The sequence below is a fragment of the Mesorhizobium sp. M0296 genome (assembly GCF_040321675.1).
In the GTDB taxonomy this organism is placed as follows: Bacteria; Pseudomonadota; Alphaproteobacteria; order Rhizobiales; family Rhizobiaceae; genus Mesorhizobium.
Map to the genome: position 1 here is coordinate 177,238 of NZ_JAMYRZ010000002.1, position 21,255 is coordinate 198,492.

Consider the following 21,255-nt stretch of genomic DNA (forward strand, 5'->3'; position numbering starts at 1 on the left):
TGCGGTGACAATGGTTGAAACCGGACATTTCGCCCTGATCCTGGCGTTTGCGCTGGCCCTGGTGCAGACGATGGTGCCGCTGTTCGGTGCGCGCACCGGCAACCACAAGATGATGGCCGTCGGCGCACCGGCCGCGCTGACCGGCTTTGCCTTGACGGCGCTGTCTTTCGTGGCGCTGACAACCGCCTACGCCGGCTCCGACTTCTCGGTTGAGAGCGTCTGGGAGAACTCGCATTCGCTGCAGCCGCTGATCTACAAGATCACCGGAACCTGGGGCAATCACGAAGGTTCGATGCTGCTCTGGGTGCTGATCCTGACCTTCTTCGGCGCGCTCGTCGCCGTCTTCGGCGGCAATCTTCCGGCGACGCTCCGGGCCAATGTGCTTGCCGTGCAGGGAGCGATCGGCGCCACTTTCTTCCTGTTCATCCTGACGACGTCGAACCCGTTCGTCAGGCTCAATCCGGCGCCTATCGAGGGCCGCGATCTCAACCCGATCCTGCAGGACCTCGGCCTCGCCATCCATCCGCCGCTGCTTTATCTCGGCTATGTCGGTTTCTCGATCTGCTTTTCCTTCTCTGTCGCTGCCCTCATCGAGGGCCGCATTGACGCTTCGTGGGCGCGCTGGGTAAGGCCGTGGACATTGGTTGCCTGGATGTTCCTCACCGGCGGCATCGCCATGGGCTCCTACTGGGCTTATTACGAGCTCGGCTGGGGCGGCTTCTGGTTCTGGGATCCGGTCGAGAACGCATCCTTCATGCCGTGGCTGGCGGGCACGGCGCTGCTGCATTCGGCGATCGTCATGGAAAAGCGCTCGGCGCTGAAGATCTGGACGCTGCTTCTGGCGATCCTGACCTTCTCACTGTCGCTGCTCGGCACCTTCCTGGTGCGTTCCGGCGTGCTGACCTCGGTGCACGCATTCGCCACCGATCCGACGCGTGGCGTGTTCATCCTCTGCATCCTGACGCTGTTCATCGGCGGTTCGCTGGCGCTATTTGCCTTGCGCGCCTCCCGGCTGACGGCCGGCGGCCTGTTTCACCCGATCTCGCGCGAAGGCGCGCTGGTCCTGAACAATCTGTTCCTGACCACCGCCACCGCCACCGTGCTGGTCGGCACGCTCTACCCGCTCGTCGTCGAAGCCCTGTCTGCCGACAAGATTTCGGTCGGCGCGCCGTTCTTCAACCTGACATTCGGCCCGCTGATGGTGCCGTTGCTGGTCGTCGTGCCGTTCGGGCCGCTCCTCGCCTGGAAGCGCGGCGACATTTTCGCCGTCGCCCAGCGCCTGATGGCGGCTTTCGCGGCGGCGCTGCTCGCCGTGCTGGTGACGGCCCTGTTCATCGATGGCGCTTCGGTGTTGGCGGCACTCGGTGTCGGCCTTGCCTTCTGGCTGATCTGCGGCGCGCTCACCGATCTCGCCGTCAAATCCGGCTTCGGCACCGTCGTGCCCGCCACCATGCTCAGGCGCTTCGCCGGCCTGCCGCGCTCGGTCTTCGGCACAGCGCTTGCGCATCTCGGCCTCGGGCTGACAACGCTCGGCATTGTCGGCACGCTTTGCTTCGGCACCGAAAAAATCTTGGCGATGCATGCCGGCGAGACCGTCGAACTGTCCGGCCACAAGCTGCGCTTCGAGGGGCTCTATCCGGCCCAGGGGCCTAACTACAGTGAGGATCGCGGCCGCTTCGCCCTGCTAGGCGCCGACGGCAGCGTCGCAGGCGAGATCACCTCGGCCAAGCGCTCATATCCGGTGCGCCAGATGACCACAACCGAATCCGGCATCAGGACGATCGGCTTCAGCCAGCTCTATCTTTCGCTTGGCGACGAGGGCAGCGATGGCTCTGTGGTCGTTCGTCTGTGGTGGAAGCCGCTGGTGACGCTGATCTGGGGCGGCGGACTGGTGATGATGGCGGGCGCGGCGATGTCGCTGCTCGACCGCCGCCTGCGCGTCGGCGCACCGTCGCGCCGCAAGGCTGCGGCCGGCGTGCCATCGGCGAGCCCGCAATGAAAAGGGTCACGCTGGCCTCGCTGGTCCTGCTGCTGGCGCTGTTGTTCGCCGGCGCCGCGCAGGCGGTCAAGCCCGACGAGGTGCTCGCCGACCCGGCACTCGAGGCGAGGGCGCGCGCTTTGTCGGAAGGCCTGCGCTGCATGGTCTGCCAGAACCAGTCGATCGACGAGTCCGATGCCGACCTCGCCCGCGACCTGCGCATCCTTGTGCGCCAGCGCCTGGTCGCCGGCGATACCGACCGGCAGGTGATGGACTATGTCGTTTCGCGCTACGGCGAATTCGTGCTGCTGAAGCCACGCTTCAATCTGCGCAATGTTTTGCTCTGGGGGACGCCAGTTCTTCTGCTGCTCGTTGGCGGGACATTCATCCTGCTGGCCGCCCGTTCGCGCCGTTCGACGGTGACCGCTGCATTAACTGCCGAGGAACAGGCGGCGCTGGACAAGATGCTCCGCCGCGATTGATCGATACATTACGAAAGTTTCATGTACCGGAAATGGCGCCGTAATGTGCGGCCCTCTATTTCCTTTGTCGAGGATGCCAATCAAGGGGCGTCCCTTGAAAAGAGGATACGAGAACCATGAATGTTGCCCCCAATTCATATCTACGCACCCGCAAACGCCTTCTGGCCGCAGCCGCATCCCTGGCCATTGCCGGCGCGATCGGCTTTGGTGCTGTTGCCACCGGGACAGCCCCGGTGCTGGCCGACGCCGTGCGTGTCGAGGCACCGCAGGTCCCGAGCTTCGCCGATGTGGTCGATCGCGTTTCGCCGGCGGTCGTCAGCGTGCGCGTCAAGGCCAAGATCCAGTCGACGGCCGATGACGGTTCCGGCCAGATGGACGACGAGGACGGCTTAGGCAATCTTCCCGACAACCCGCAGCTGCGCCGGTTCTTCCGCGAATTCCGCGGCTTTGGCGATCAAGGCGGCGATCAAGGCCCGAACGGAATGCGCCGTTTTGGACACCGTGACCGCAACAACGACCAGCCGCGGCCGGTGGCGCAGGGATCCGGTTTCTTCATCTCCGATGACGGCTATCTCGTCACCAACAACCATGTCGTCGAGGAGGGCACCGCCTTCACCGTGGTGACCAATGACGGCAAGGAACTCGACGCCAAGCTGATCGGCACGGACCCGCGCACCGATCTTGCCGTGCTCAAGGTCGATGACGGCAGCAAGTTCACCTATGTCGACTTCGCCGACGATTCCAAGGTTCGCGTCGGCGACTGGGTGGTGGCTGTCGGCAATCCGTTCGGCCTCGGCGGCACGGTTACCGCAGGCATCGTTTCGGCCCGCGGCCGCGATATCGGCGCCGGTCCCTATGACGACTTCATCCAGATCGACGCCTCGGTGAACCGCGGCAATTCGGGCGGCCCGACCTTTAACCTCAACGGCCAGGTTGTCGGCATCAACACCGCGATCTTCTCGCCCTCGGGCGGCAGCGTCGGCATTGCCTTCGACATTCCCGCTTCGACCGCCAAGCAGGTCGTGCAGGATCTGATGAAGAACGGCACCGTGCAGCGCGGCTGGCTCGGTGTCGAGATCCAGCCGGTCACCCCCGAAATCGCCGAGTCGCTTGGCCTTGGGTCCGGCAAGGGCGCGCTCGTTGCCAGCGCGCAGGACAACGGTCCCGGCAAGAAGGCCGGCATCACCGCCGGTGACGTGATCACCCAGGTGGACGGCAAGGACGTTGCTTCGCCCAAGGAACTCGCCCGCCTGATTGGCGCTTACCCGCCCGGCAAATCTGTCGACGTCACGGTGTGGCGCAACGGCAAGAGCGAGGCGGTTAAGGTCGATCTCGGCAAGCTGCCGTCGAGCGACAAGCAGGCCTCGGCCGACCAGCAGCCTGCCCCCGCGCCGAAGACCGACACGCTCGCCGATCTCGGCCTGACCGTCACCAAGTCTGACAATGGCAAGGGCCTTGTGGTGACCGATGTCGACCCCGACAGCGATGCCGCCGATCGCGGCATCCAGCCCGGCGACGTCATCACCTCCGTCAATTCGGCGGAAGTGACCGGCACCGGCGACGTCGACAAGGCGATGGCCGACGCGGTGAAGTCCGGCCGCAAGGCGGTGCTGATGCAGATCACCCGCGACGACAGCAACCGCTTCGTCGCACTGCCTGTCGCCAAGGGCTGAGCGCATGACCCCGAACACGTATTCCGTTTTCGGAAAGGCTCATGCGCCGATTCAAGGTGCTAGAGCGTCCTTTGCGCGTCCAAGAGGACGCGCGGCGCTCTAGTGGTCGACTTTTCCGGTGCGGCGGTTTTCAACACCCCCGAGCCGCCGCACGGGAAAGCACGGGGCCTGAATACGTTAGTCAGTCATCGTGTTCCGCCCCAGCGGCAGCGGGCTTCCCATCGCCGCTGCCGCTCGAACATGCCGCTCAAGGCGTGAAGCGGTTTTAGGCCAACGACATGCTAAAACAAAGACTTACCGCGTATCCCTGAATCACTTTGTTCGCGACATGCCATGGAGAAGGCCACGATGCATATGCCGGCCACTCAATCTTCCAGCGAAATCGCGTATAACGGTTCTATGAAGATTCTCGTCATAGAAGACGATCGCGAGGCGGCCGACTACCTGCAGAAGGCGTTCGCCGAGGCCGGCCATACCGCCCATGTCGCCGGCGACGGCGAAACCGGCTTCGCACTCGCTGATTCCGGCGACTATGACGTCATGGTCGTTGATCGCATGATGCCGCGCCGCGATGGCCTGTCCGTCATTGCCGGGCTCAGGTCCCGGGGCAATACGACGCCCGTGCTGATCCTGTCGGCGCTCGGCGAAGTCGACGACCGGGTCACCGGTCTGCGCGCCGGCGGCGACGACTATCTGACCAAACCCTACGCCTTTTCCGAACTGCTCGCCCGCGTCGAGGTGCTGAACCGCCGCGCCAGCGCCAGGGAAGCCGAAACCGTCTACCGGGTCGGTGATCTCGAACTCGACCGGCTGTCGCACTCGGTGCGCCGCGCCGGGCGCGAGATAACGCTGCAGCCGCGCGAGTTCCGCCTGCTCGAATATCTGATGCGCCATGCCGGCCAGGTGGTGACGCGCACCATGCTGCTCGAGAATGTCTGGGACTACCATTTCGATCCGCAGACCAACGTCATCGACGTTCATATCTCGCGGCTGCGGGGCAAGATCGAGAAGGGCTTCGACAAGCCGATCCTGCACACGGTTCGCGGCGCCGGCTACATGCTGAAAAGCGGCTAGAACCCCATGACTCTTTCCGTGCCGGCCATCATGAAGACGACGGCAGCGCGGCTTTCGGCGCTCTACCTCCTGCTGTTCGCCATCTGCGCGGTGCTGCTCGTGTTCTACATGACCTCGCTGTCGGCGCGCATGCTGACCGGCCAGACCCAGGACACGATCAACGACGAGGTGCTCGGCCTCGCCCGCGCCTATCAGCGCGGCGGCTTGCCGCTGCTGGTCCGTGTCGTCGAGCAGCGCTCCCGCCAGCCCGGCGCCAATCTCTATCTGATCGCCGATGCCAACGGCCAGATCCTGACCGGCAACGTGCAGAGCCTGGAGCCGGGCGTGATCGAGGCCGAGGGCTGGATCACCGAACCGTTCTCCTACCGCCGCTTCGGCGAGGGCGAGCTCGAGCGGCAGCGCAACCCGATCTCCGACCCGAACGAGCCCGCCCAGAGCGAAGTCCAGGCCGAAGGCGAGAAAGGCCACAACGCCATTGCCCTGGTGCTGCGCCTGCCCAACCAGATGATCATGCTGGTCGGCCGCGACCTCGGCGAGCCGGAGCGCTTCCGCGCCGTCATTCGCCGCGCCTTGATGCTGGCGCTCGGCATGATGGGCGTCGGTGGGCTGCTGATCTGGTTCTTCGTCGGGCGCGCGGCGCTGAAGCGCATCGACAGCGTGTCCGAGGCGAGCCGCCGTATCATGGGCGGCGATCTTTCCGGCCGGCTGCCGGTCACCGGCGCCGGCGACGAGTTCGACCGGCTGTCGGAAAACCTCAATTCCATGCTGGCCAGGATCGCCACGCTGAACGAGGGCCTGAAGCAGGTCTCCGACAACATCGCCCACGACCTGAAGACGCCGCTGACCAGGCTGCGCAATCGCGCCGAGGCGACGCTTTCCGGCAAGCACAACACCAGCGACTACCGGCAGGCGCTGGAAGGAACGATCGCCGAATCCGATCAGCTGATAAAGACCTTCAACGCCATCCTGATGATCTCGCGACTGGAAGCCGGCTATTCCTCGGAAAGCACCACCAGGGTTGATTTGGCCGCTGCCGTGCACGACGTCGTCGAACTCTACGAGCCGGTAGCGGAGGAGGCGGGCGTGACGCTCGAAACTTCGGTGCAAGGTTCCTTCGCCGTCAACGGCAATCGCGAGCTGATTGGCCAGGCGCTGTCCAACATCGTCGACAACGCGATCAAATATTCGACCGACTCGACCTCCAGGCCTATGGTTCGCGTGACGCTGGAGCGTGTCGGTAGCGAGATCAGACTCGCCGTCTCCGACAACGGCCAGGGCATTCCCGACGATGTCGACCGTGCCAGGGTGACCGAACGTTTCGTGCGGCTGGAAAAGAGCCGCTCGCAGCCGGGATCCGGCCTTGGCTTGAGTCTCGCCAAGGCCATCATGACATTCCACAATGGACGGCTTGAGCTTCTGCCCGGCAATCCCGGATTGTCGGTCGTCATGAGTTTTCCCGGGCGGGAGGATCGCTGATGGTAGCGAGGATGGCAGTGCGACGCCTCGAAACGGACTGGCTGTTGAAGCCGGCGGTAGAGCTCGTTCCGCTGGATGCAAGCCGCGCCAGGCAGGAATTGTCGGAGATCGCCGACGCCGCGCGGCAAAAGGAACTGCCGCGACTGGCGAAATTTCTCGCCGGCAAGGGGGTCGTCCAGGATTTCCTCGCCGCCGTGTTCGACCTGTCGCCGTTCCTGCGCGATACCGCGCGCCGCCGGCCGCGGATACTCGATGCGCTTTTCAACGAGACCATCGAGGCGCGGCTGTCATCGATCGGCGCCGTGGTCGACAAGGCATCACGCGCAGAGGCCGTCTCCGAAAGCAGCCTGATGATGGAGCTGCGCCAATGTAAGGCGGAGGCGCATTTCCTGATCGCCTTGGCCGATCTCGCCGGCGAAGCCGAGACCTCGCTGACGGTGCAGCGACTGAGCGACCTTGCCGACGCCTGCACGCGTGCGGCCGTCGATTTCCTGCTCCGCGACGCGCATGAGCAGGGCAAGCTCCGATTGCCGGATGCCAAAAATCCGGCGCGACGCTCGGGCTGGATTCTGCTCGGCATGGGCAAGCTCGGCGCGCATGAGCTGAACTTCTCCTCCGACATCGACCTCATCGCCTTCTTCGACCCCGATGCGCCTGCTGTCGTCGATCCGCTCGATGCAACCGAGCTGTTTTCGCGGCTGACACGCCGGCTGGTCCGCATTCTGCAGGACCGCACCGAGCACGGTTACGTCTTCCGCACCGATCTCAGGCTTCGTCCCGACCCCGGCTCGACGCCGCTGGCGATCCCGGTCGAGGCGGCGCTGCGCTACTATGAGGCGCGCGGCCAGAACTGGGAGCGCGCCGCCATGATCAAGGCGCGCCCGGTGGCCGGCGATGTTGCCGCCGGCGCCGCGTTCCTGAAGGAACTGCAGCCCTATATCTGGCGCAAATACATGGACTACGCGGCGATTGCCGACGTCCATTCGATCAAGCGCCAGATCCACGCCCACAAGGGCCATGGCGAGGTCGCGGTCAAAGGCCACAACGTCAAGCTCGGCCGCGGCGGCATCCGCGAGATCGAGTTCTTCGTCCAGACCCAGCAACTCATCGCCGGCGGCCGCTTTCCCGAACTGCGCGGCCGCGAGACCGTGCCGATGCTCGGCGAGCTCGCCGCGCGCGGCTGGATCACCGCCGACGCGCGCGATGCGCTCACCAGGCAATACTGGTTCCTGCGCCGCGTCGAACATGCCATCCAGATGGTTGCCGACCAGCAGACGCATATCCTGCCGGAGGACGAAGAGGGGCTGGAGCGCGTCGCCCGCATGCTGGGCTTTGCCGATGCGGCAGGCTTTGCCGAAACGTTCCGCGCGGCGCTGCACCAGGTCGAGCGCCACTATGCAGCGCTGTTCGAGACCGCGCCGGAGCTTTCGGCCGGCATCGGCAATCTGGTCTTTACCGGCGACGTCGACGATCCCGATACCTTGCAGACCTTGCAGCGGCTCGGCTTCCAGCGGCCGAGCGACATCTGCCGGGTTATCCGCGGCTGGCACTTCGGCCGCTACCGCGTCACCAGGTCGGCGGAAGCGCGCGAGCGGCTGACCGAACTGACGCCGGCGCTGCTGCAAGCGTTCGGCCAGACGCGGCGGGCGGACGAGGCAGTGATCCGCTTCGACGAATTCCTTGCCGGCCTGCCTGCCGGCATCCAGCTGTTTTCGCTGCTGCAGTCGAATCCGGCTTTGCTGAAGCTGATGGCGACTATCATGGGCGCGGCACCGCGGCTGGCCGCCATCATCACGCGCCGGCCGCATGTCTTCGATGGGCTGCTCGATCCGGCGCTGCTGAGCGAACTGCCAAACCGCGCCTATCTGTCGGCGCGCCTTGCCGCCTTCCTCGAAGGCGACAGAGCCTATGAAGACGTGCTCGACCGGCTGCGCATCTTTGCTTCGGAGCAAAAATTCCTGATCGGTGTCAGGCTGCTTGCCGGGTCGATCGACCCGCCGCGCGCCGGCCGCGCTTTTTCCGATCTCGCCGACCTGACCATCGAGGCGGCATCGCAGGCGGTGATGGCGGAATTCGCTTTGCGTCATGGCTATATTGCCTGCGGCCGGGTCGCGCTGCTCGGCATGGGCAAGCTCGGCAGCCGCGAACTGTCGGCGGGCTCCGACGTCGACCTCATCCTGCTCTACGATCACGACGCCGATGCGGAGGAGTCCGACGGCGACAAGCCGCTTGCCCCATCGCATTACTACAGCCGGCTGACACAGCGGCTGATCGCCGCCGTTTCCGCGCCGACCGCCGAGGGCGTGCTCTACGAGCTCGACCTTCGCCTGCGGCCGTCCGGCAACAAGGGGCCGGTGGCCACCCATGTCGACGCCTTCAAGAAGTATCAGCGCCAGGACGCCTGGACATGGGAGCACATGGCGCTGGCGCGCGCCCGCACGATCGGCGGCGATGCCGAGCTCTGCCGCGAGGTCGAGGGAGAGGTTGCCGCAGTGCTCGCTCTGCCGCGCGATCCAGCCAAGGTGATGGCCGAGGCATCCGAGATGCGCGCCATGGTCGACAAGGAGAAGCCGCCGCGCGATCCCTGGGACATCAAGCTGATCCCGGGCGGCCTCATCGATCTCGAATTCATTGCCCAGGTTGCGCTGATCACCGGAAAGATCGAGGCAGGCCGCAGGGCCACCGGCACGGCTGAGGTCCTGTCGCGCCTGGCGCCGGATTTCGCCAGCGCCCAGGTCAGGCAGGAACTGGTGGATGCCTATTCGCTCTATCTGGCGCTGACCCAGATGATACGGCTTTGCCTCACCGGCGCGTTCGAACGCGACGACGTTCCGCCAGGGCTTTCGGATCTGCTTCTGGCCGTCACCGACCTGCCGGATTTCGGGGTGCTTGAAGCGCACCTCAAGGAGACGTCGCAGAAGGTCAGAAAGGATTTCGACCTTCTGCTTCGTGCGAAACAACCGTGACGGCAACCAGCCGTACGGGCGAGAGCATCGGACCCAAAATTGCGACCTGCTTTGGGAGGTTCCGATGTTCAATCAAAGAGATAGAGCGGGGGATTGAAGGTCCGCCGCTCTAGCATCGGGGGTGACGATGCAACAGGAGAAGACCATGAGAAAGACAACCAGACTTGCACTCGTTTTCGCAGCCCTGGCCGGCGCCGTCGGCACCGCTGCCTATGCAGACGAGCACTCCGGGGCCGGGCCGCGCGACGGCATGATGATGCGCCTCGGCAAGGTCATGAACGACAATGACGGCATCATCACCTTCGACCAGTTCTCCGACGCCATGAACGCGCGGCTGAAGAAGATGGTCGCCGACAATGGCGGCAAGCTGACCGTGGCACAGCTCGCCGACGCGCTGGAGAAAGCACGCTTCGAGCAGATGGCCAGGCGCATCATCGCCCGTTACGACACCAAGGGCGACGGCACGCTGACCGCCGACGACATCACAAGCCGCCAGAAGAAGGTCTTCGCCATGCTCGACCGTGACAATGACGGGAAAATCGAGAAGAACGAACTGCCGAAGGGTCCCGGCGGTCACCGCCAATGGGACGGCGAGGGCAATGATGGCACTGACGGCATGCAGTGAGAATTGATAACGCTCCGGCGGTGCGAGCCGCCGGAGACTTATTTTGTCATTCAGGCAGCCGCCCTGACCGCCTGCGCGGCTTTCTTGATCGGGATGCGTACCGAGACGATCGTGCCGACGCTTTCGGTCGAGCGGATCTTCAACGCGCCACCCTGAAGCTCGGCCAGCGAGCGCGAGATGGCGAGGCCGAGCCCGGAGCCGGCATGGCTCTTGGAGAACTGGTTTTGCACCTGTTCGAATGGCCGCCCGAGCTTGCTCAGCGCCGCCTTCGGGATACCGCAGCCATTGTCCTCGATCGTCAGGATCAGCGCGCTGGAAATGCTGCGGGCTCTGACCGAGATGTGGCCGCCTTGCCCGGTGAACTTCACCGCATTGGACAGAAGGTTGATGAGGATCTGCTTGATCGCCCTGCGGTCGGCGAACAGCGTCAGCGAATCGGCGATGCGGGTTTCGACGGTGATCGACTTTTCCGCCGCCTGCAGAGAAACGACGCGAACCGTCTCCCTGATGAGCGGGCAGAGATCGATTTCTTCCTGATCCAGGGCGAACTGGCCGGCCTCGATCTTCGACATGTCGAGGATGTCATTGATCACACCGAGAAGATATTTGCCGCTGCCGTTGATGTCGGTGGCATACTCTTCGTAGCGCGGCGAACCCAGCGGCCCGAACAGCCCCCGTTCCATCAGTTCCGAGAAGCCGATGATCGCGTTGAGCGGGGTGCGCAACTCGTGCGACATGTTGGCCAGGAATTCGGATTTGGCCCGGTTCGCCGCTTCGGCGCGCTCGGTTTCCTTCATGTATTTGCGATTGAGTTCGACGAGCTCACGAGCCCGTTCTTCTTCCGCGCGGCGGGCAAGGCTGAGGTCATGGATTGTCGCCATCAGCCGGCGCTCGCTGTCGACCAGCTTCTCCTGGTGCAGCTTGATCTGGGTGATGTCGGAGCCGACGGAGACGGTACCGCCGTCCCTTGTCCGCAACTCGTTCACCTGCAGCCAGCGGCCGTCGGCAAGCTGGCGCTCGAAGGTCACGCCTCCCTGCGGTCCGTTGGTGTTGGCAAGCCGCCGCTCCGAGGCGAAGGCCAGCATGCGTTCCTCCAGAACGGCGCGCGGAGCGCCCGGCATCACGTCGCGATCCAACAGGCCGTTGTCCTGCTGGTATTTGGAATTGCACATGATCAGGCGCTCGGACGAATCCCACAGCACGAAAGATTCGTTGATGTTTTCGATGGCCGTCCTCAGGCGCAGGTCCGCCGCTTCGGAGCGCAGCGCCAGATGCCGCTGCTCGGTGACGTCGACGGCGATGCCGATCAGCTGGATCTCCGGCGCTTCCGGGTCGATAACGTGTGCTCTTGCGCGCATCCAAACCCATTGCCCGTCGGCATGGCGCATCCGGAACACCTGGTCGATATGGTCGATCTCGCGTGCGACGATCCTGTTGGCGAGTTCGAACAAATCGCCGTCCTCGGGATGAATGATTTCATCGACTTCGCCGAACGACAGCATCGTGTCACAAGGCTCGTAGCCCAGCATGTCGTACATCGAGCGCGACCAGTACATCTTGCCGCGCACCATGTCCCAATCCCACAGGCCGCAGCGGCCGCGCACCAGCGCCATGTCGATGCGCTGGTGGGCTTCGAGATAGATGCGATCGGCGGCCTGGGCGCGCGCCGCCTGGCCGAAATAGGCGTAGAGGATGATGATCAGCACGCCGGCCGTCAGCACGAACAGCGTGACGTTGAGTGAGACCGTCTTGCGCCAGGCGTCAAAAACTGCCTCCTGCGGCACGAACGCTGCCGCGGCACCCCTTCGGCCATTCGCCAGGCTCACTGCCGCGTACCAGTCCTGTCCGCCGATGTTGACCTCCATTACCCCGGCGCGGTCGCCGAACATGAACAGCGGCTGCCCGCCCTGCACGACGCCATCGAGCGATCGCCCCTCCCAGTGCATCGACTGCGGCGATACGGCAATGATCTTGAAGGCGCTATCGGTGATCGCCAGTACGTGGCTTCGGCCCATCGCGCCCTGACGACCGGTGCTCTCCAGCAGGTCCTGGATCGCGCCGGGCGCGGAAATCATGGTCGCGTCGGCGATCGAACTGGCCAGGTGGCCGGCGGCCAGCGCAAGGATCGCCTTGGCGTCGCGCTCGATCTCGTCGCGCTCGTTCATCAGCGACAGAAAGCGCAGTACTGCGATGATCAACAGAAACATGATGATGAGGGCCGGGATCGATCGCCGCAACAGCGGCTCGGCTGCCAGCAGCCGTCGGTAGGCAGGTTCGGCAATGAGCCGCGTATTGCCCGCGAGACCGTCGCTTCGCGCCTCGCGACGCTCAAACGCCGTCCCACCGGGCGCGCCCCACGCGTCCGCCTTCGCCATAAATGGCACTCCCCGATTTTCTGTCCCGCTTGACGATCCGGCAACGCCGCACTTCCGAATCGTCACTAAAGAATCAAAGGTGATTCGCCTTGTCCAGAGGCGCGGCGAAAAAAGATTAAAAATCGACTAAAATAATGGGGTTTTCGGGTGGTCTTCCCTTTTTCCCACAAGGGGAGAACGGGAGGTCGCTTACGCCAGGGTGCGCTCGACGATGTCTCGCAAATCGGCCGACAGCTTCTCGGTATTGGCGATCGAAAGCAACGCCTCCCTTGCCTTGGCCTGCCGCACCGGTTCGAGCGAGCGCCACGACCTGAGCGCCGTCGCCAGCCTGGCGGCCACCTGCGGGTTGCGTTTTTCGACCTGCAGCACCGTTTCGACGAAAAGCCGGTAGCCTTGGCCGTCGGCGCGATGGAAGCCGGTCTGGTTGGCGCTGGAAAACGTACCGATGAGTGCCCGTACCCGGTTCGGGTTGGCCATCGAGAACGCCGGGTGGCTGGTCAAGGCGCGCACCGCGTCCACGGTTTGCGGGCCGGGCACGCTGGCCTGGGTCTGGAACCATTTGTCCATGACCAGCGGATCGGTTGCATATTTCGCCTCGAAATCGGCCAGTGCCTTGGTCGCCTCAGGTGAGCCATGGTGACGGTGCGCAAGAACGGTCAACGCCGCGGCACGATCCGTCATGTTGGTCGCCGATTGGAAGTGCCCGGCAGCGAGTCCCGCACCTCCCGGCAGCAAGGAGAGATAGTCCAGCAGGACATTGCGCAGAGCCCGCCGCCCGGCACTGGCCGCGTCCGGGCTGAACGGGCCATTGTCGGCGAGCCGATCGTAAAGGTTGGAGAATATCTCGCGGTTGGCCTCGGCGATCGCAACCGCCAGCGCCTCGCGCCCCGCGAAAATGGCGTCGGGGTCGATGTTCTTGCCGATGTCGCGGGCGATATCGGCCTCGCCGGGCAGCGCCAGCGCCAGCGCCCGATAGGCGGGTTCGAGCGCTTCGTCGCCGGCTGTCTTGCCGGCAAGCCCGGTCAGCCGGGCGCTGAACTCGGGTTGCCTGTGGTCCAGGATCTGGCGGAAGGCTGCAATCAGCGCATCGGTCAAAAGAGTGTTGAACGACTGCCAGCGCGAGAAGGCGTCGCTGTCGTGGCCAGCCAGAAAAAACTGGTCGTCGGGCCGCTGCTCGACCGAAAGCGTCACCGGCGCCGAAAAGCCGCGGTTGAGCGACATGGCTGGACGCTCGGCAATCCCGGAAAACCTGACGACATGGCGGCGTTTGCGGATATGGATGACACCGTCCTCGACATTCGCCCCTTCGGCGCCGCTGTGGGCTATTGCCTCGCCACCGGCGCCAACCAGGCCGAAGGCAAGCGGAATGTGCATCAGCCGCTTGCGGCTTTCTGACGGTGTTGGCGGCACCGACTGCTCGATTTCGAGCGTGAATTCCCGCGCCGCCGGATTATACGCCGAACTGACGGTCAGGTTCGGCGTACCGGCCTGATGATACCACAGCGAAAACTGCGACAGGTCGCGACCTGAGACGTCTTCGAACACTTTGATGAAGTCTTCGATCGTCGCCGCCTGGCCGTCGTGACGTTCGAAGTAGAGGTCCATGCCGGCGCGAAACGTCTCGGCGCCGAGGATGGTATGGATCATGCGCACGACTTCCGAGCCTTTTTCGTAGACCGTCGCCGTGTAGAAATTGTTGATCTCGCGGTAGCGGCGAGGCCGGACCGGATGCGCCAGCGGCCCTTGGTCCTCGGGAAACTGATGGGCGCGCAGCGTACGCACCTCGGCGATGCGCTTGACGGCGCGCGAGCGCTGATCGGCCGAGAATTCGTGGTCGCGGAAAACCGTCAGCCCTTCCTTCAGGCAAAGCTGGAACCAGTCGCGGCAAGTGATTCTGTTACCTGTCCAATTGTGGAAATACTCATGCGCGATGATGGCTTCGATATTGGCGAAATCGGCGTCGGTCGCAGTTTCCTGGTCGGCAAGAACGTACTTGTCGTTGAAGATGTTGAGGCCCTTGTTCTCCATTGCGCCCATATTGAAGTCGGACACGGCGACGATGTTGAAGACATCGAGGTCGTATTCGCGGCCGAATGCCTCCTCGTCCCATTTCATTGACCGTTTCAAAGCGTCCATGGCGTAGCCGGCGAGCCTCTCCTTGCCCGGTTCGACATAGATTCCGAGCTCGACCTTGCGGCCAGACAGGGTGACAAAACTGTCCGAGATCTTGCCGAGGTCGCCCGCCACCAGCGCAAACAAATAGGACGGCTTGGGGAAGGGGTCGTTCCAGACCGCATAGTGCCAGCCGCCGGCAAGCTCGCCGCCATCGGCCGGGTTGCCGTTGGACAAAAGCAGCGGCGCCTCACGGCGCTGAGCTTCGATGCGGACCGTGTAGACCGACAGGATGTCGGGACGGTCGAGGAAATAAGTGATGCGGCGAAAGCCTTCGGCCTCGCATTGTGTGCAATAGACGTCGCTCGAGCGATAGAGGCCCATTAGCGCTTCGTTCTGCGCCGGCGCCAACACGGTTTCAATTCTCAGCTGGAAGCACCTTGTCGCAGGGGGGCTGATGATTGTCAGTTGATCGGGCGTGGCGAGAAAATCCGCAGGGCTCGGTTCCTGGCCGTCGATGGCGATGCTGCGGAGCGTCAGCCCGTCGCCATCCAGCACCAGTGGCACCGACGCCGCAATCCCGTCGCGGCGTTCGACCGTCAGCACGGCGGTCACATGCGTTGCTTCAGGCGAAAGGCGGAAAGTCAGGCTGGTTTCCGGAATGAGATAATCACTGGGGCGATAGTCTTCGAGCTTGAAGACCTGGCCGGTATCTGTGCGCATTCCTTGATTTTTCCTGTCGATCCGGGAGCGGCGGGCGGTCCGCTGGTCCAAATAATTTGAAGTCTGCGCTCTTTACACGAAACGTTCCCTCGACAAAACTGCAGCGACGTCTATTTCAGGCGATCATTTCCCAAGCATTATCGCGAGGCTTCCATGACCGTCGTCACGCCGAAATTCGGAACGAGCGCCTCTGTGTTGCGTCGCGAGGATGTGGCCTTCATCAAGGGCGCGCGGGAGGCGGGTACGATCGGGTCGACGCCTGCCGCGCTCAATGCGGTGACCGACGCGCACTACCGCACCTACTGCATCAGGCATATCGACATGCCGGCAACGCCGGCGTGCATCTGGGCGGCGATCGAGGAAGCAAAAGGGGCGTGACAGCCAGACCGGATTTGCCAGTGCTTGCAGCTGGCGACCTTGCAGGCGAGCACAGCACGCTGACCGGGATCTTGCTCAAGATCGTATCGGTGGCGGTCTTCGTCGGCATGTCGTCCTGCATCAAGGCGGCAGGCACCGTGCCGGCGGGCCAGATCGTCTTCTTCCGCTCCTTCTTTGCCATTTTTCCGATCATCGCCTTCCTCGCCTTCCAGGGAAAACTCGGAACCGCCTTTTCGACAAAGCGCCCGCTCAACCACATTGCGCGCGGCGTCGTCGGTGTCTGTGCCATGGGGCTCGGCTTCTTCGCGCTGACGCGGCTGCCGCTGCCGGAGGCGATCACACTGAACTACGCGCAGCCGCTGCTGGTCGTGGTGTTCAGTTCGATCTTCCTCGGCGAAGCCATCCGCATCTATCGCTGGAGTGCGGTTGCCGTCGGCCTGGTCGGGGTGCTGATCATCTCGTGGCCGGAACTGACGCTGCTCAGTTCGGGCGCTGCCCTTGGCGATCAGGAGGTGCTTGGCGTCATCGCCGCCCTCATAGCCGCGGCGATCTCGGCCATCGCCATGCTCCTGGTTCGCAACCTCGTCCAGAGCGAGCGGACGGCGACCATCGTGCTGTGGTTTTCGGTAACCGCGAGCGTCATGGCGCTGCTTTCGTTGCCATTCGGCTGGCAGGCGCTGACGCCAGCACAGGCGGTGCTTCTGATTGCCGCGGGTTTTTGCGGCGGGCTTGGCCAGATCCTGATGACCTCGGCCTATCGCCATGCCGAGGCTTCCGTCGTAGCACCTTTCGAATACACTTCGATGATCCTCGGCGTCGTCGTCGGCTATCTGGTCTTTGGCGACGTCGCCAGGATCAACATGCTGGTCGGCGGCGTGATCGTGGTTGCGGCGGGGATTTTCATCATCTGGCGCGAGCGCCAGCTGGGTCTCGAACGCACCCGCGCCCGCAAGGCCGTCGCGCCGGAAGGGTGATCAGCCCGCTGCGTCGGTCCGCCCTTTCGCCAGCCGCATCAGCACCGCCCGCGTCTGCTCGTCGGCGGGGAAAAAAGATTCGATCGCCAGCTCCGACAGCGTCACGTCGAGCGGCGTGCCGAACACGGTGATGGTGCTGATGAACGACAGCACCGCGTCGCCATGGGCAAGCTTGAGCGGATGGACAATCGCGTTCGGTTCGACCGGCGCCGGCCGGCTGCTTTTAAGGCCGGACGGATAGGCCCGAAGCTCGCGCTCGAGCTCGACCAGAACCGGATCGGCGGCAGCGTCGTTCTGCCGCTTCAGCCGCTCCAGAAGATGCGTCCGCCATTCCGCAAGGTTGACGATGCGCGGCGCGATGCCGCCGGGATGCAGGCTGAGGCGCAACACGTTGACCGGCGGCTTCAGCAGGGAGGCGTCGGCGACATTGGCGAGGAACGGGCCGATGGCGGCGTTCGCCGACACCAGGTCCCAATGCCGGTCCACGGCAAGCGCCGGGAACGGCTCGTGCGCCTTGAGCACGGTCTCGACCGCCGCCATCGCCGGTGCCATCGAGGCATCGTCAAGTGGTCGTTCGCTGAAGCTCGGGGCAAAGCCGGCGGCCAGCAGCAGCTGGTTGCGCTGCCTGAGCGGGATCGAGAGCTGCTCTGCCAGATGCAACACCATATCACGCGAGGGTGCGGCGCGGCCGCTTTCCACGAAACTCAGATGCCGCTGCGAGATCTCGGCCTCCATAGCAAGGTCGAGTTGGCTCATGCGCCGGCGTGTACGCCATTCGCGAATGAGACTGCCGGCGGAAATCTGGGCTGCTGTCATGACGAGATGACTAGGCCGGAAGTGGGCGCATTTCAATTACCTGCTAGGTCATGATGCCGCCCTTCCTTCCTCGCAAGGAGAGGACGGAAGACGCGTTCTGCACCGTTACCCAAGTGCCCGCAACTTCGCCTTCACTTCGAGGAAATCCCGCCACGCCAGCTTCTTGTGCGCCGGCGTTCTCAACAAATAGGCCGGATGCAGGGTCGGCATGGCGGGAATGGCGACGCCAGACGGGGTCGTGTGGACGCGCCAGTTGCCGCGCAGCCGCAATATGCCTTCGGAGGTGTTGAGCAGGGTCTTTGCCGACGGGCCGCCGAGATTGACCAGCACCTTCGGATTGACCAGTTCGATCTGCCGCTCGATGAACGGCCGGCAGATCTCGGTCTCGTGCGGCGTCGGCGTGCGGTTGCCCGGTGGCCGCCAGGGAATCACGTTGGCGATGTAGGCAGATGTCCGGTCAAGACCGATCGCGGCCAGCATGCGGTCGAGCAGCCGGCCCGAGCGGCCGACGAACGGCAAGCCCTCTATGTCCTCGTCGCGGCCCGGTGCTTCGCCGACCAGCATCACCGCGGCAGTCGGATTGCCGTCGGCGAACACCAGGTTCTTGGCGGTGAATTTAAGATTGCAGCCGTCGAATGCCGCCATGTGCTGGCGAAGCTCGTCGAGGCTTGCCGCCGATCTCGCCAGTTGCCGCGCCAATGCCGCCTGCGCCTCGTCGGGCACCGTTGACATGGCCGGGGACGTTCGCACTGCCGGTGCCGTATTCGGTCTCTCGCCCATTTCGGCGCGCGACACGCTCGTCGAGCGATGAGGCGATGCATTTTCACCGGCCGGCAGAGCGGCCGCCGCAGGCACCCGCTCCGGCGGCCTGGCTTCTGCAAACCTGTTTACCGGCTGTTCTTCAAGTGCCTCGTCGACGCCGGCGCTGGCGTAGAAGGCCAGCAGCTCGGCGAGATCGGCTCGGCTAGTGTGGGGGGCGGCAGTCATGGTTTCACATTCGGCCGCGGAGCTTGAATTTGCAAGTTCAGCTCGACGGTATGCGCGGATCCTGCACCAGATAGAACGTCCAGCGCGGCGTGTAGTCGGTGATCAGGAAATAGAAGCTGGCGGTCTTCAGCGGGTCGATCTTGCCGTTCTTGAACAGCAGGCGGTCGTACGGTTCGAAATTGCGGTCGAAATCGGCGTAGCTGCTCGACCAGATATTTTCGGGCGTTTTGTTGCGCTGGTCGAACGACAGGCCGTCGCCGAACACGCTCGGCTGGTCGAGGATCTCCTGGAGTTCGAACTGGAACTCGACCCAGGCTTGGCCGCTATTGTTGAGCACGTCGATGCGCATATACATCAGACCATTGGCGAAGTCTCCCGCCTTGCCGAACGGCTGGATCGGCCTTGTCGTGCGAATGGCCAGCGTTACCGGCGTCGCTGAATTCAGCTCTTCGGTGATGACCAGCGGATCCTCCTTCGTGCCGATGCCGGAAGCCCCGGTGATGCGGAAACCGCCGCGCTCGTCGGAAAAGGAATAGGCGCCGGTCGCCCAGACCAGTTGCTGCTCGGCACGGGCATCGAGGGCCATCAGTGGCAGAAGCGCCAAGAGCGCCGCACGGCAAAACCGGCCGGGCGTGAAAAAAAAGCGCGTCGATGAAAAGCCAGCCGGCCCGAATATGCGCATGGCGGGAAGTATGGCCGATAAGCAAGCCGTCGAACAATTAAAAACATCAGTGCGACATATCTGTGCAAACGGAATAGGATTGAAGATTGATGCTCGTCACCGCGAATCTGTGCGGCAGGACGCGACTTTTTGACGAAATCGGTATTGTCACGTCCGCGCCGGTTTCCCGTCGCTATTTGATGCGCTATGCAGCGCGTGAGCCAGCAGGATGCCGGGAATAGCGAGCCAGTGAGGGATCGATGAGCGATATCGAACGCGAAAGCATGGAATTCGACGTGGTCATCGTCGGCGCCGGCCCGGCCGGCCTCGCCGCCGCGATCCGTCTCAAGCAGGTCAATCCCGAGCTTTCCGTCGTCGTGCTGGAAAAGGGCGGCGAAGTCGGCGCGCACATCCTGTCCGGCGCCGTCGTCGATCCGATCGGCATCGACCGGCTGCTGCCCGGCTGGCGCGAAGAGGAGGGTCATCCCTTCAGGACACCGGTCACCGACGACCATTTCCTGGTTCTCGGCCCCGCCGGTTCGTTCCGTCTGCCCAATATCCTGATGCCGCCGCTGATGAACAATCACGGCAACTATATCGTCTCGCTCGGCAATGTCTGCCGCTGGCTGGCGACCAAGGCCGAGGCGCTGGGCGTCGAGATCTATCCGGGCTTTGCCGCGGTCGGCCTGCTCTACAACGAGGTCGGTGCGGTCACCGGCGTCGTCACCGGCGACATGGGCGTCGAGAAGGACGGCACGCACGGTCCGGGCTTTGCGCCGGGCATGGCGCTGATGGGCAAATATGTCTTGATCGGCGAGGGCGCGCGCGGCTCGCTGGCCAAGCAACTGATCGCCAAATACCACCTTTCCGACGGTCGTGAGCCCGGAAAATACGGCATCGGCCTCAAGGAACTCTGGCAGGTCAAACCGGAAAACCATCGGCCGGGCCTTGTCCAGCATTCCTTCGGCTGGCCGCTCGATATGAAGACCGGCGGCGGCTCCTTCCTCTACCATCTCGAGGACAACCAGGTGGCAGTCGGCTTCGTCGTTCACCTGAACTACAAGAACCCTTATCTGTCGCCCTTTGACGAGTTCCAGCGCTTCAAGACCCATCCGGCGATCCGCGGCACGTTCGAGGATGCCAAGCGGCTGGGCTATGGTGCCCGCGCCATCACCGAAGGCGGCTGGCAGTCGGTGCCGAAACTGTCCTTCCCCGGCGGTGCGCTGATCGGCTGCGCGGCCGGCTTCGTCAACGTGCCGCGCATCAAGGGCTCGCACAATGCCGTGCTCTCCGGAATGCTGGCGGCCGAGCATGTCTGTGATGCGATAGCCGCCGGCCGCACCAATGACGAGCTGGCCTCCTACGAGGCCACCTGGCGCGCCACCGATATCGGCAAGGACCTGAAGAAAGTGCGCAACGTCAAGCCGCTATGGTCGCGCTTCGGCACCATTGTCGGCGTCGGCCTTGGCGGCCTCGACATGTGGCTGAACACGCTGTTCGGCTTCTCGCCCTTCGGCACGATGAAGCACGGCAGGGCCGACTACGCGACGCTGGAACCGGCCGCCGCGCACCAGAAGATCGCCTACCCGAAGCCGGACGGGGTGCTGACCTTCGACCGGCTGTCCTCGGTGTTCCTGTCCAACACCAATCACGAGGAAAACGAGCCGGTGCACCTGCTCGTCGCCGACATGGACCTGCAGAAGCGCTCCGAGCATGATGTCTTTGCCGGGCCCTCGACCCGCTATTGCCCAGCCGCAGTCTACGAATGGGTCGACAAGGACGGCAATGCCGCCGCCGATCCCGCAGCCAAGGATGTGCGCTTCGTCATCAACGCGCAGAACTGCGTGCACTGCAAGACCTGCGACATCAAGGACCCGAACCAGAACATAAACTGGGTGCCGCCACAGGGCGGCGAGGGCCCGGTCTACCAGAACATGTAAGTCACAAGGTTTGCT

General features: G+C 63.9%; 16 protein-coding genes. 11 read left to right on the forward strand and 5 right to left on the reverse strand.

Going from position 1 to position 21,255, the window contains the following annotated elements:
- Positions 1–10: 10 nt before the first annotated feature.
- The 7 genes from NKI97_RS03680 (at position 11) to NKI97_RS03710 (ending at position 10,274) form a co-directional block, all read left to right on the forward strand.
- A complete protein-coding gene (locus NKI97_RS03680; protein WP_352449040.1) occupies positions 11–1,999 on the forward strand; it encodes a heme lyase CcmF/NrfE family subunit in 1,989 nt (662 codons plus the stop codon).
- Positions 1,996–2,460, forward strand: coding sequence for a cytochrome c-type biogenesis protein (locus NKI97_RS03685; RefSeq protein WP_084641257.1), 465 nt, complete (start codon positions 1,996–1,998; stop codon positions 2,458–2,460). The genes NKI97_RS03680 and NKI97_RS03685 overlap by 4 nt, the downstream gene beginning before the upstream one ends.
- Positions 2,461–2,576: 116 nt before the next feature.
- Entirely contained in the window at positions 2,577–4,133 is a 1,557-nt protein-coding gene (locus tag NKI97_RS03690; protein WP_352449039.1) for a Do family serine endopeptidase, read from the forward strand.
- 399 nt (positions 4,134–4,532) lie between these two features.
- A complete protein-coding gene (locus tag NKI97_RS03695; RefSeq protein ID WP_254819962.1) occupies positions 4,533–5,207 on the forward strand; it encodes a response regulator transcription factor in 675 nt (224 codons plus the stop codon).
- A gap of 6 nt (positions 5,208–5,213) precedes the next feature.
- Entirely contained in the window at positions 5,214–6,683 is a 1,470-nt protein-coding gene (locus NKI97_RS03700; protein WP_352449038.1) for a sensor histidine kinase, read from the forward strand.
- Positions 6,683–9,649, forward strand: a complete 2,967-nt coding sequence (locus tag NKI97_RS03705) for a bifunctional [glutamine synthetase] adenylyltransferase/[glutamine synthetase]-adenylyl-L-tyrosine phosphorylase (protein WP_352449037.1) — start codon at positions 6,683–6,685, stop codon at positions 9,647–9,649. The genes NKI97_RS03700 and NKI97_RS03705 overlap by 1 nt, the downstream gene beginning before the upstream one ends.
- Positions 9,650–9,794: 145 nt before the next feature.
- Positions 9,795–10,274, forward strand: a complete 480-nt coding sequence (locus tag NKI97_RS03710) for an EF-hand domain-containing protein (RefSeq protein WP_352449036.1) — start codon at positions 9,795–9,797, stop codon at positions 10,272–10,274.
- Positions 10,275–10,324: 50 nt separating this feature from the next.
- On the opposite strand, the gene NKI97_RS03715 is transcribed toward NKI97_RS03710, so the two are convergent.
- Both NKI97_RS03715 and pepN read right to left on the reverse strand, forming a co-directional pair.
- Positions 10,325–12,649 carry a PAS domain-containing sensor histidine kinase gene (locus NKI97_RS03715; protein ID WP_352449035.1) on the reverse strand — a complete coding sequence of 775 codons (2,325 nt, stop codon included), beginning with the start codon at positions 12,647–12,649 and terminating at the stop codon, positions 10,325–10,327.
- Positions 12,650–12,838: 189 nt separating this feature from the next.
- On the reverse strand, positions 12,839–15,484 hold the full coding sequence (gene pepN, locus NKI97_RS03720) for an aminopeptidase N (RefSeq protein ID WP_352449034.1): 2,646 nt from the start codon (positions 15,482–15,484) through the stop codon (positions 12,839–12,841).
- Positions 15,485–15,637: 153 nt separating this feature from the next.
- Here pepN and NKI97_RS03725 point away from each other — a divergent pair, with 153 nt between their 5' ends.
- Together NKI97_RS03725 and NKI97_RS03730 are read left to right on the forward strand one after the other, a co-directional pair.
- Positions 15,638–15,862, forward strand: coding sequence for a hypothetical protein (locus NKI97_RS03725; protein WP_352449229.1), 225 nt, complete (start codon positions 15,638–15,640; stop codon positions 15,860–15,862).
- Positions 15,859–16,836, forward strand: coding sequence for a DMT family transporter (locus NKI97_RS03730; protein ID WP_502904462.1), 978 nt, complete (start codon positions 15,859–15,861; stop codon positions 16,834–16,836). Before NKI97_RS03725 ends, NKI97_RS03730 begins: the two co-directional genes overlap by 4 nt.
- Here NKI97_RS03730 and NKI97_RS03735 read toward each other — a convergent pair whose 3' ends face one another.
- The 3 genes from NKI97_RS03735 to NKI97_RS03745 all read right to left on the reverse strand — a co-directional run bounded on the left by NKI97_RS03735 (position 16,837) and on the right by NKI97_RS03745 (position 19,321).
- A complete protein-coding gene (locus tag NKI97_RS03735; protein ID WP_352449033.1) occupies positions 16,837–17,652 on the reverse strand; it encodes a helix-turn-helix domain-containing protein in 816 nt (271 codons plus the stop codon).
- A gap of 105 nt (positions 17,653–17,757) precedes the next feature.
- Positions 17,758–18,639: a uracil-DNA glycosylase gene (locus NKI97_RS03740; RefSeq protein WP_352449032.1), complete on the reverse strand. Its 882-nt coding sequence runs from the start codon at positions 18,637–18,639 to the stop codon at positions 17,758–17,760.
- A 37-nt stretch (positions 18,640–18,676) separates the two neighbouring features.
- Positions 18,677–19,321, reverse strand: coding sequence for a hypothetical protein (locus NKI97_RS03745; protein ID WP_352449031.1), 645 nt, complete (start codon positions 19,319–19,321; stop codon positions 18,677–18,679).
- Here NKI97_RS03745 and NKI97_RS03750 point away from each other — a divergent pair.
- Entirely contained in the window at positions 19,272–19,454 is a 183-nt protein-coding gene (locus NKI97_RS03750) for a hypothetical protein (protein ID WP_198023574.1), read from the forward strand. The genes NKI97_RS03745 and NKI97_RS03750 overlap by 50 nt on opposite strands.
- Positions 19,455–19,560: 106 nt before the next feature.
- Positions 19,561–21,240, forward strand: coding sequence for an electron transfer flavoprotein-ubiquinone oxidoreductase (locus tag NKI97_RS03755; RefSeq protein ID WP_352449030.1), 1,680 nt, complete (start codon positions 19,561–19,563; stop codon positions 21,238–21,240).
- The last annotated feature ends 15 nt before the right edge of the window (positions 21,241–21,255 follow it).

Bases quoted from the DNA above. Each gene is read 5' to 3' on its own strand.
- NKI97_RS03680 (WP_352449040.1), top strand. From the start codon at position 11: ATGGTTGAAACCGGACATTTCGCCCTGATCCTGGCGTTTGCGCTGGCC.
- NKI97_RS03685 (WP_084641257.1), top strand. From the start codon at position 1,996: ATGAAAAGGGTCACGCTGGCCTCGCTGGTCCTGCTGCTGGCGCTGTTG.
- NKI97_RS03690 (WP_352449039.1), top strand. From the start codon at position 2,577: ATGAATGTTGCCCCCAATTCATATCTACGCACCCGCAAACGCCTTCTG.
- NKI97_RS03695 (WP_254819962.1), top strand. From the start codon at position 4,533: ATGAAGATTCTCGTCATAGAAGACGATCGCGAGGCGGCCGACTACCTG.
- NKI97_RS03700 (WP_352449038.1), top strand. From the start codon at position 5,214: ATGACTCTTTCCGTGCCGGCCATCATGAAGACGACGGCAGCGCGGCTT.
- NKI97_RS03705 (WP_352449037.1), top strand. From the start codon at position 6,683: ATGGTAGCGAGGATGGCAGTGCGACGCCTCGAAACGGACTGGCTGTTG.
- NKI97_RS03710 (WP_352449036.1), top strand. From the start codon at position 9,795: ATGAGAAAGACAACCAGACTTGCACTCGTTTTCGCAGCCCTGGCCGGC.
- NKI97_RS03715 (WP_352449035.1), bottom strand. From the start codon at position 12,649: ATGGCGAAGGCGGACGCGTGGGGCGCGCCCGGTGGGACGGCGTTTGAG.
- pepN (WP_352449034.1), bottom strand. From the start codon at position 15,484: ATGCGCACAGATACCGGCCAGGTCTTCAAGCTCGAAGACTATCGCCCC.
- NKI97_RS03725 (WP_352449229.1), top strand. From the start codon at position 15,638: ATGACCGTCGTCACGCCGAAATTCGGAACGAGCGCCTCTGTGTTGCGT.
- NKI97_RS03735 (WP_352449033.1), bottom strand. From the start codon at position 17,652: ATGACAGCAGCCCAGATTTCCGCCGGCAGTCTCATTCGCGAATGGCGT.
- NKI97_RS03740 (WP_352449032.1), bottom strand. From the start codon at position 18,639: ATGACTGCCGCCCCCCACACTAGCCGAGCCGATCTCGCCGAGCTGCTG.
- NKI97_RS03745 (WP_352449031.1), bottom strand. From the start codon at position 19,321: ATGCGCATATTCGGGCCGGCTGGCTTTTCATCGACGCGCTTTTTTTTC.
- NKI97_RS03755 (WP_352449030.1), top strand. From the start codon at position 19,561: ATGAGCGATATCGAACGCGAAAGCATGGAATTCGACGTGGTCATCGTC.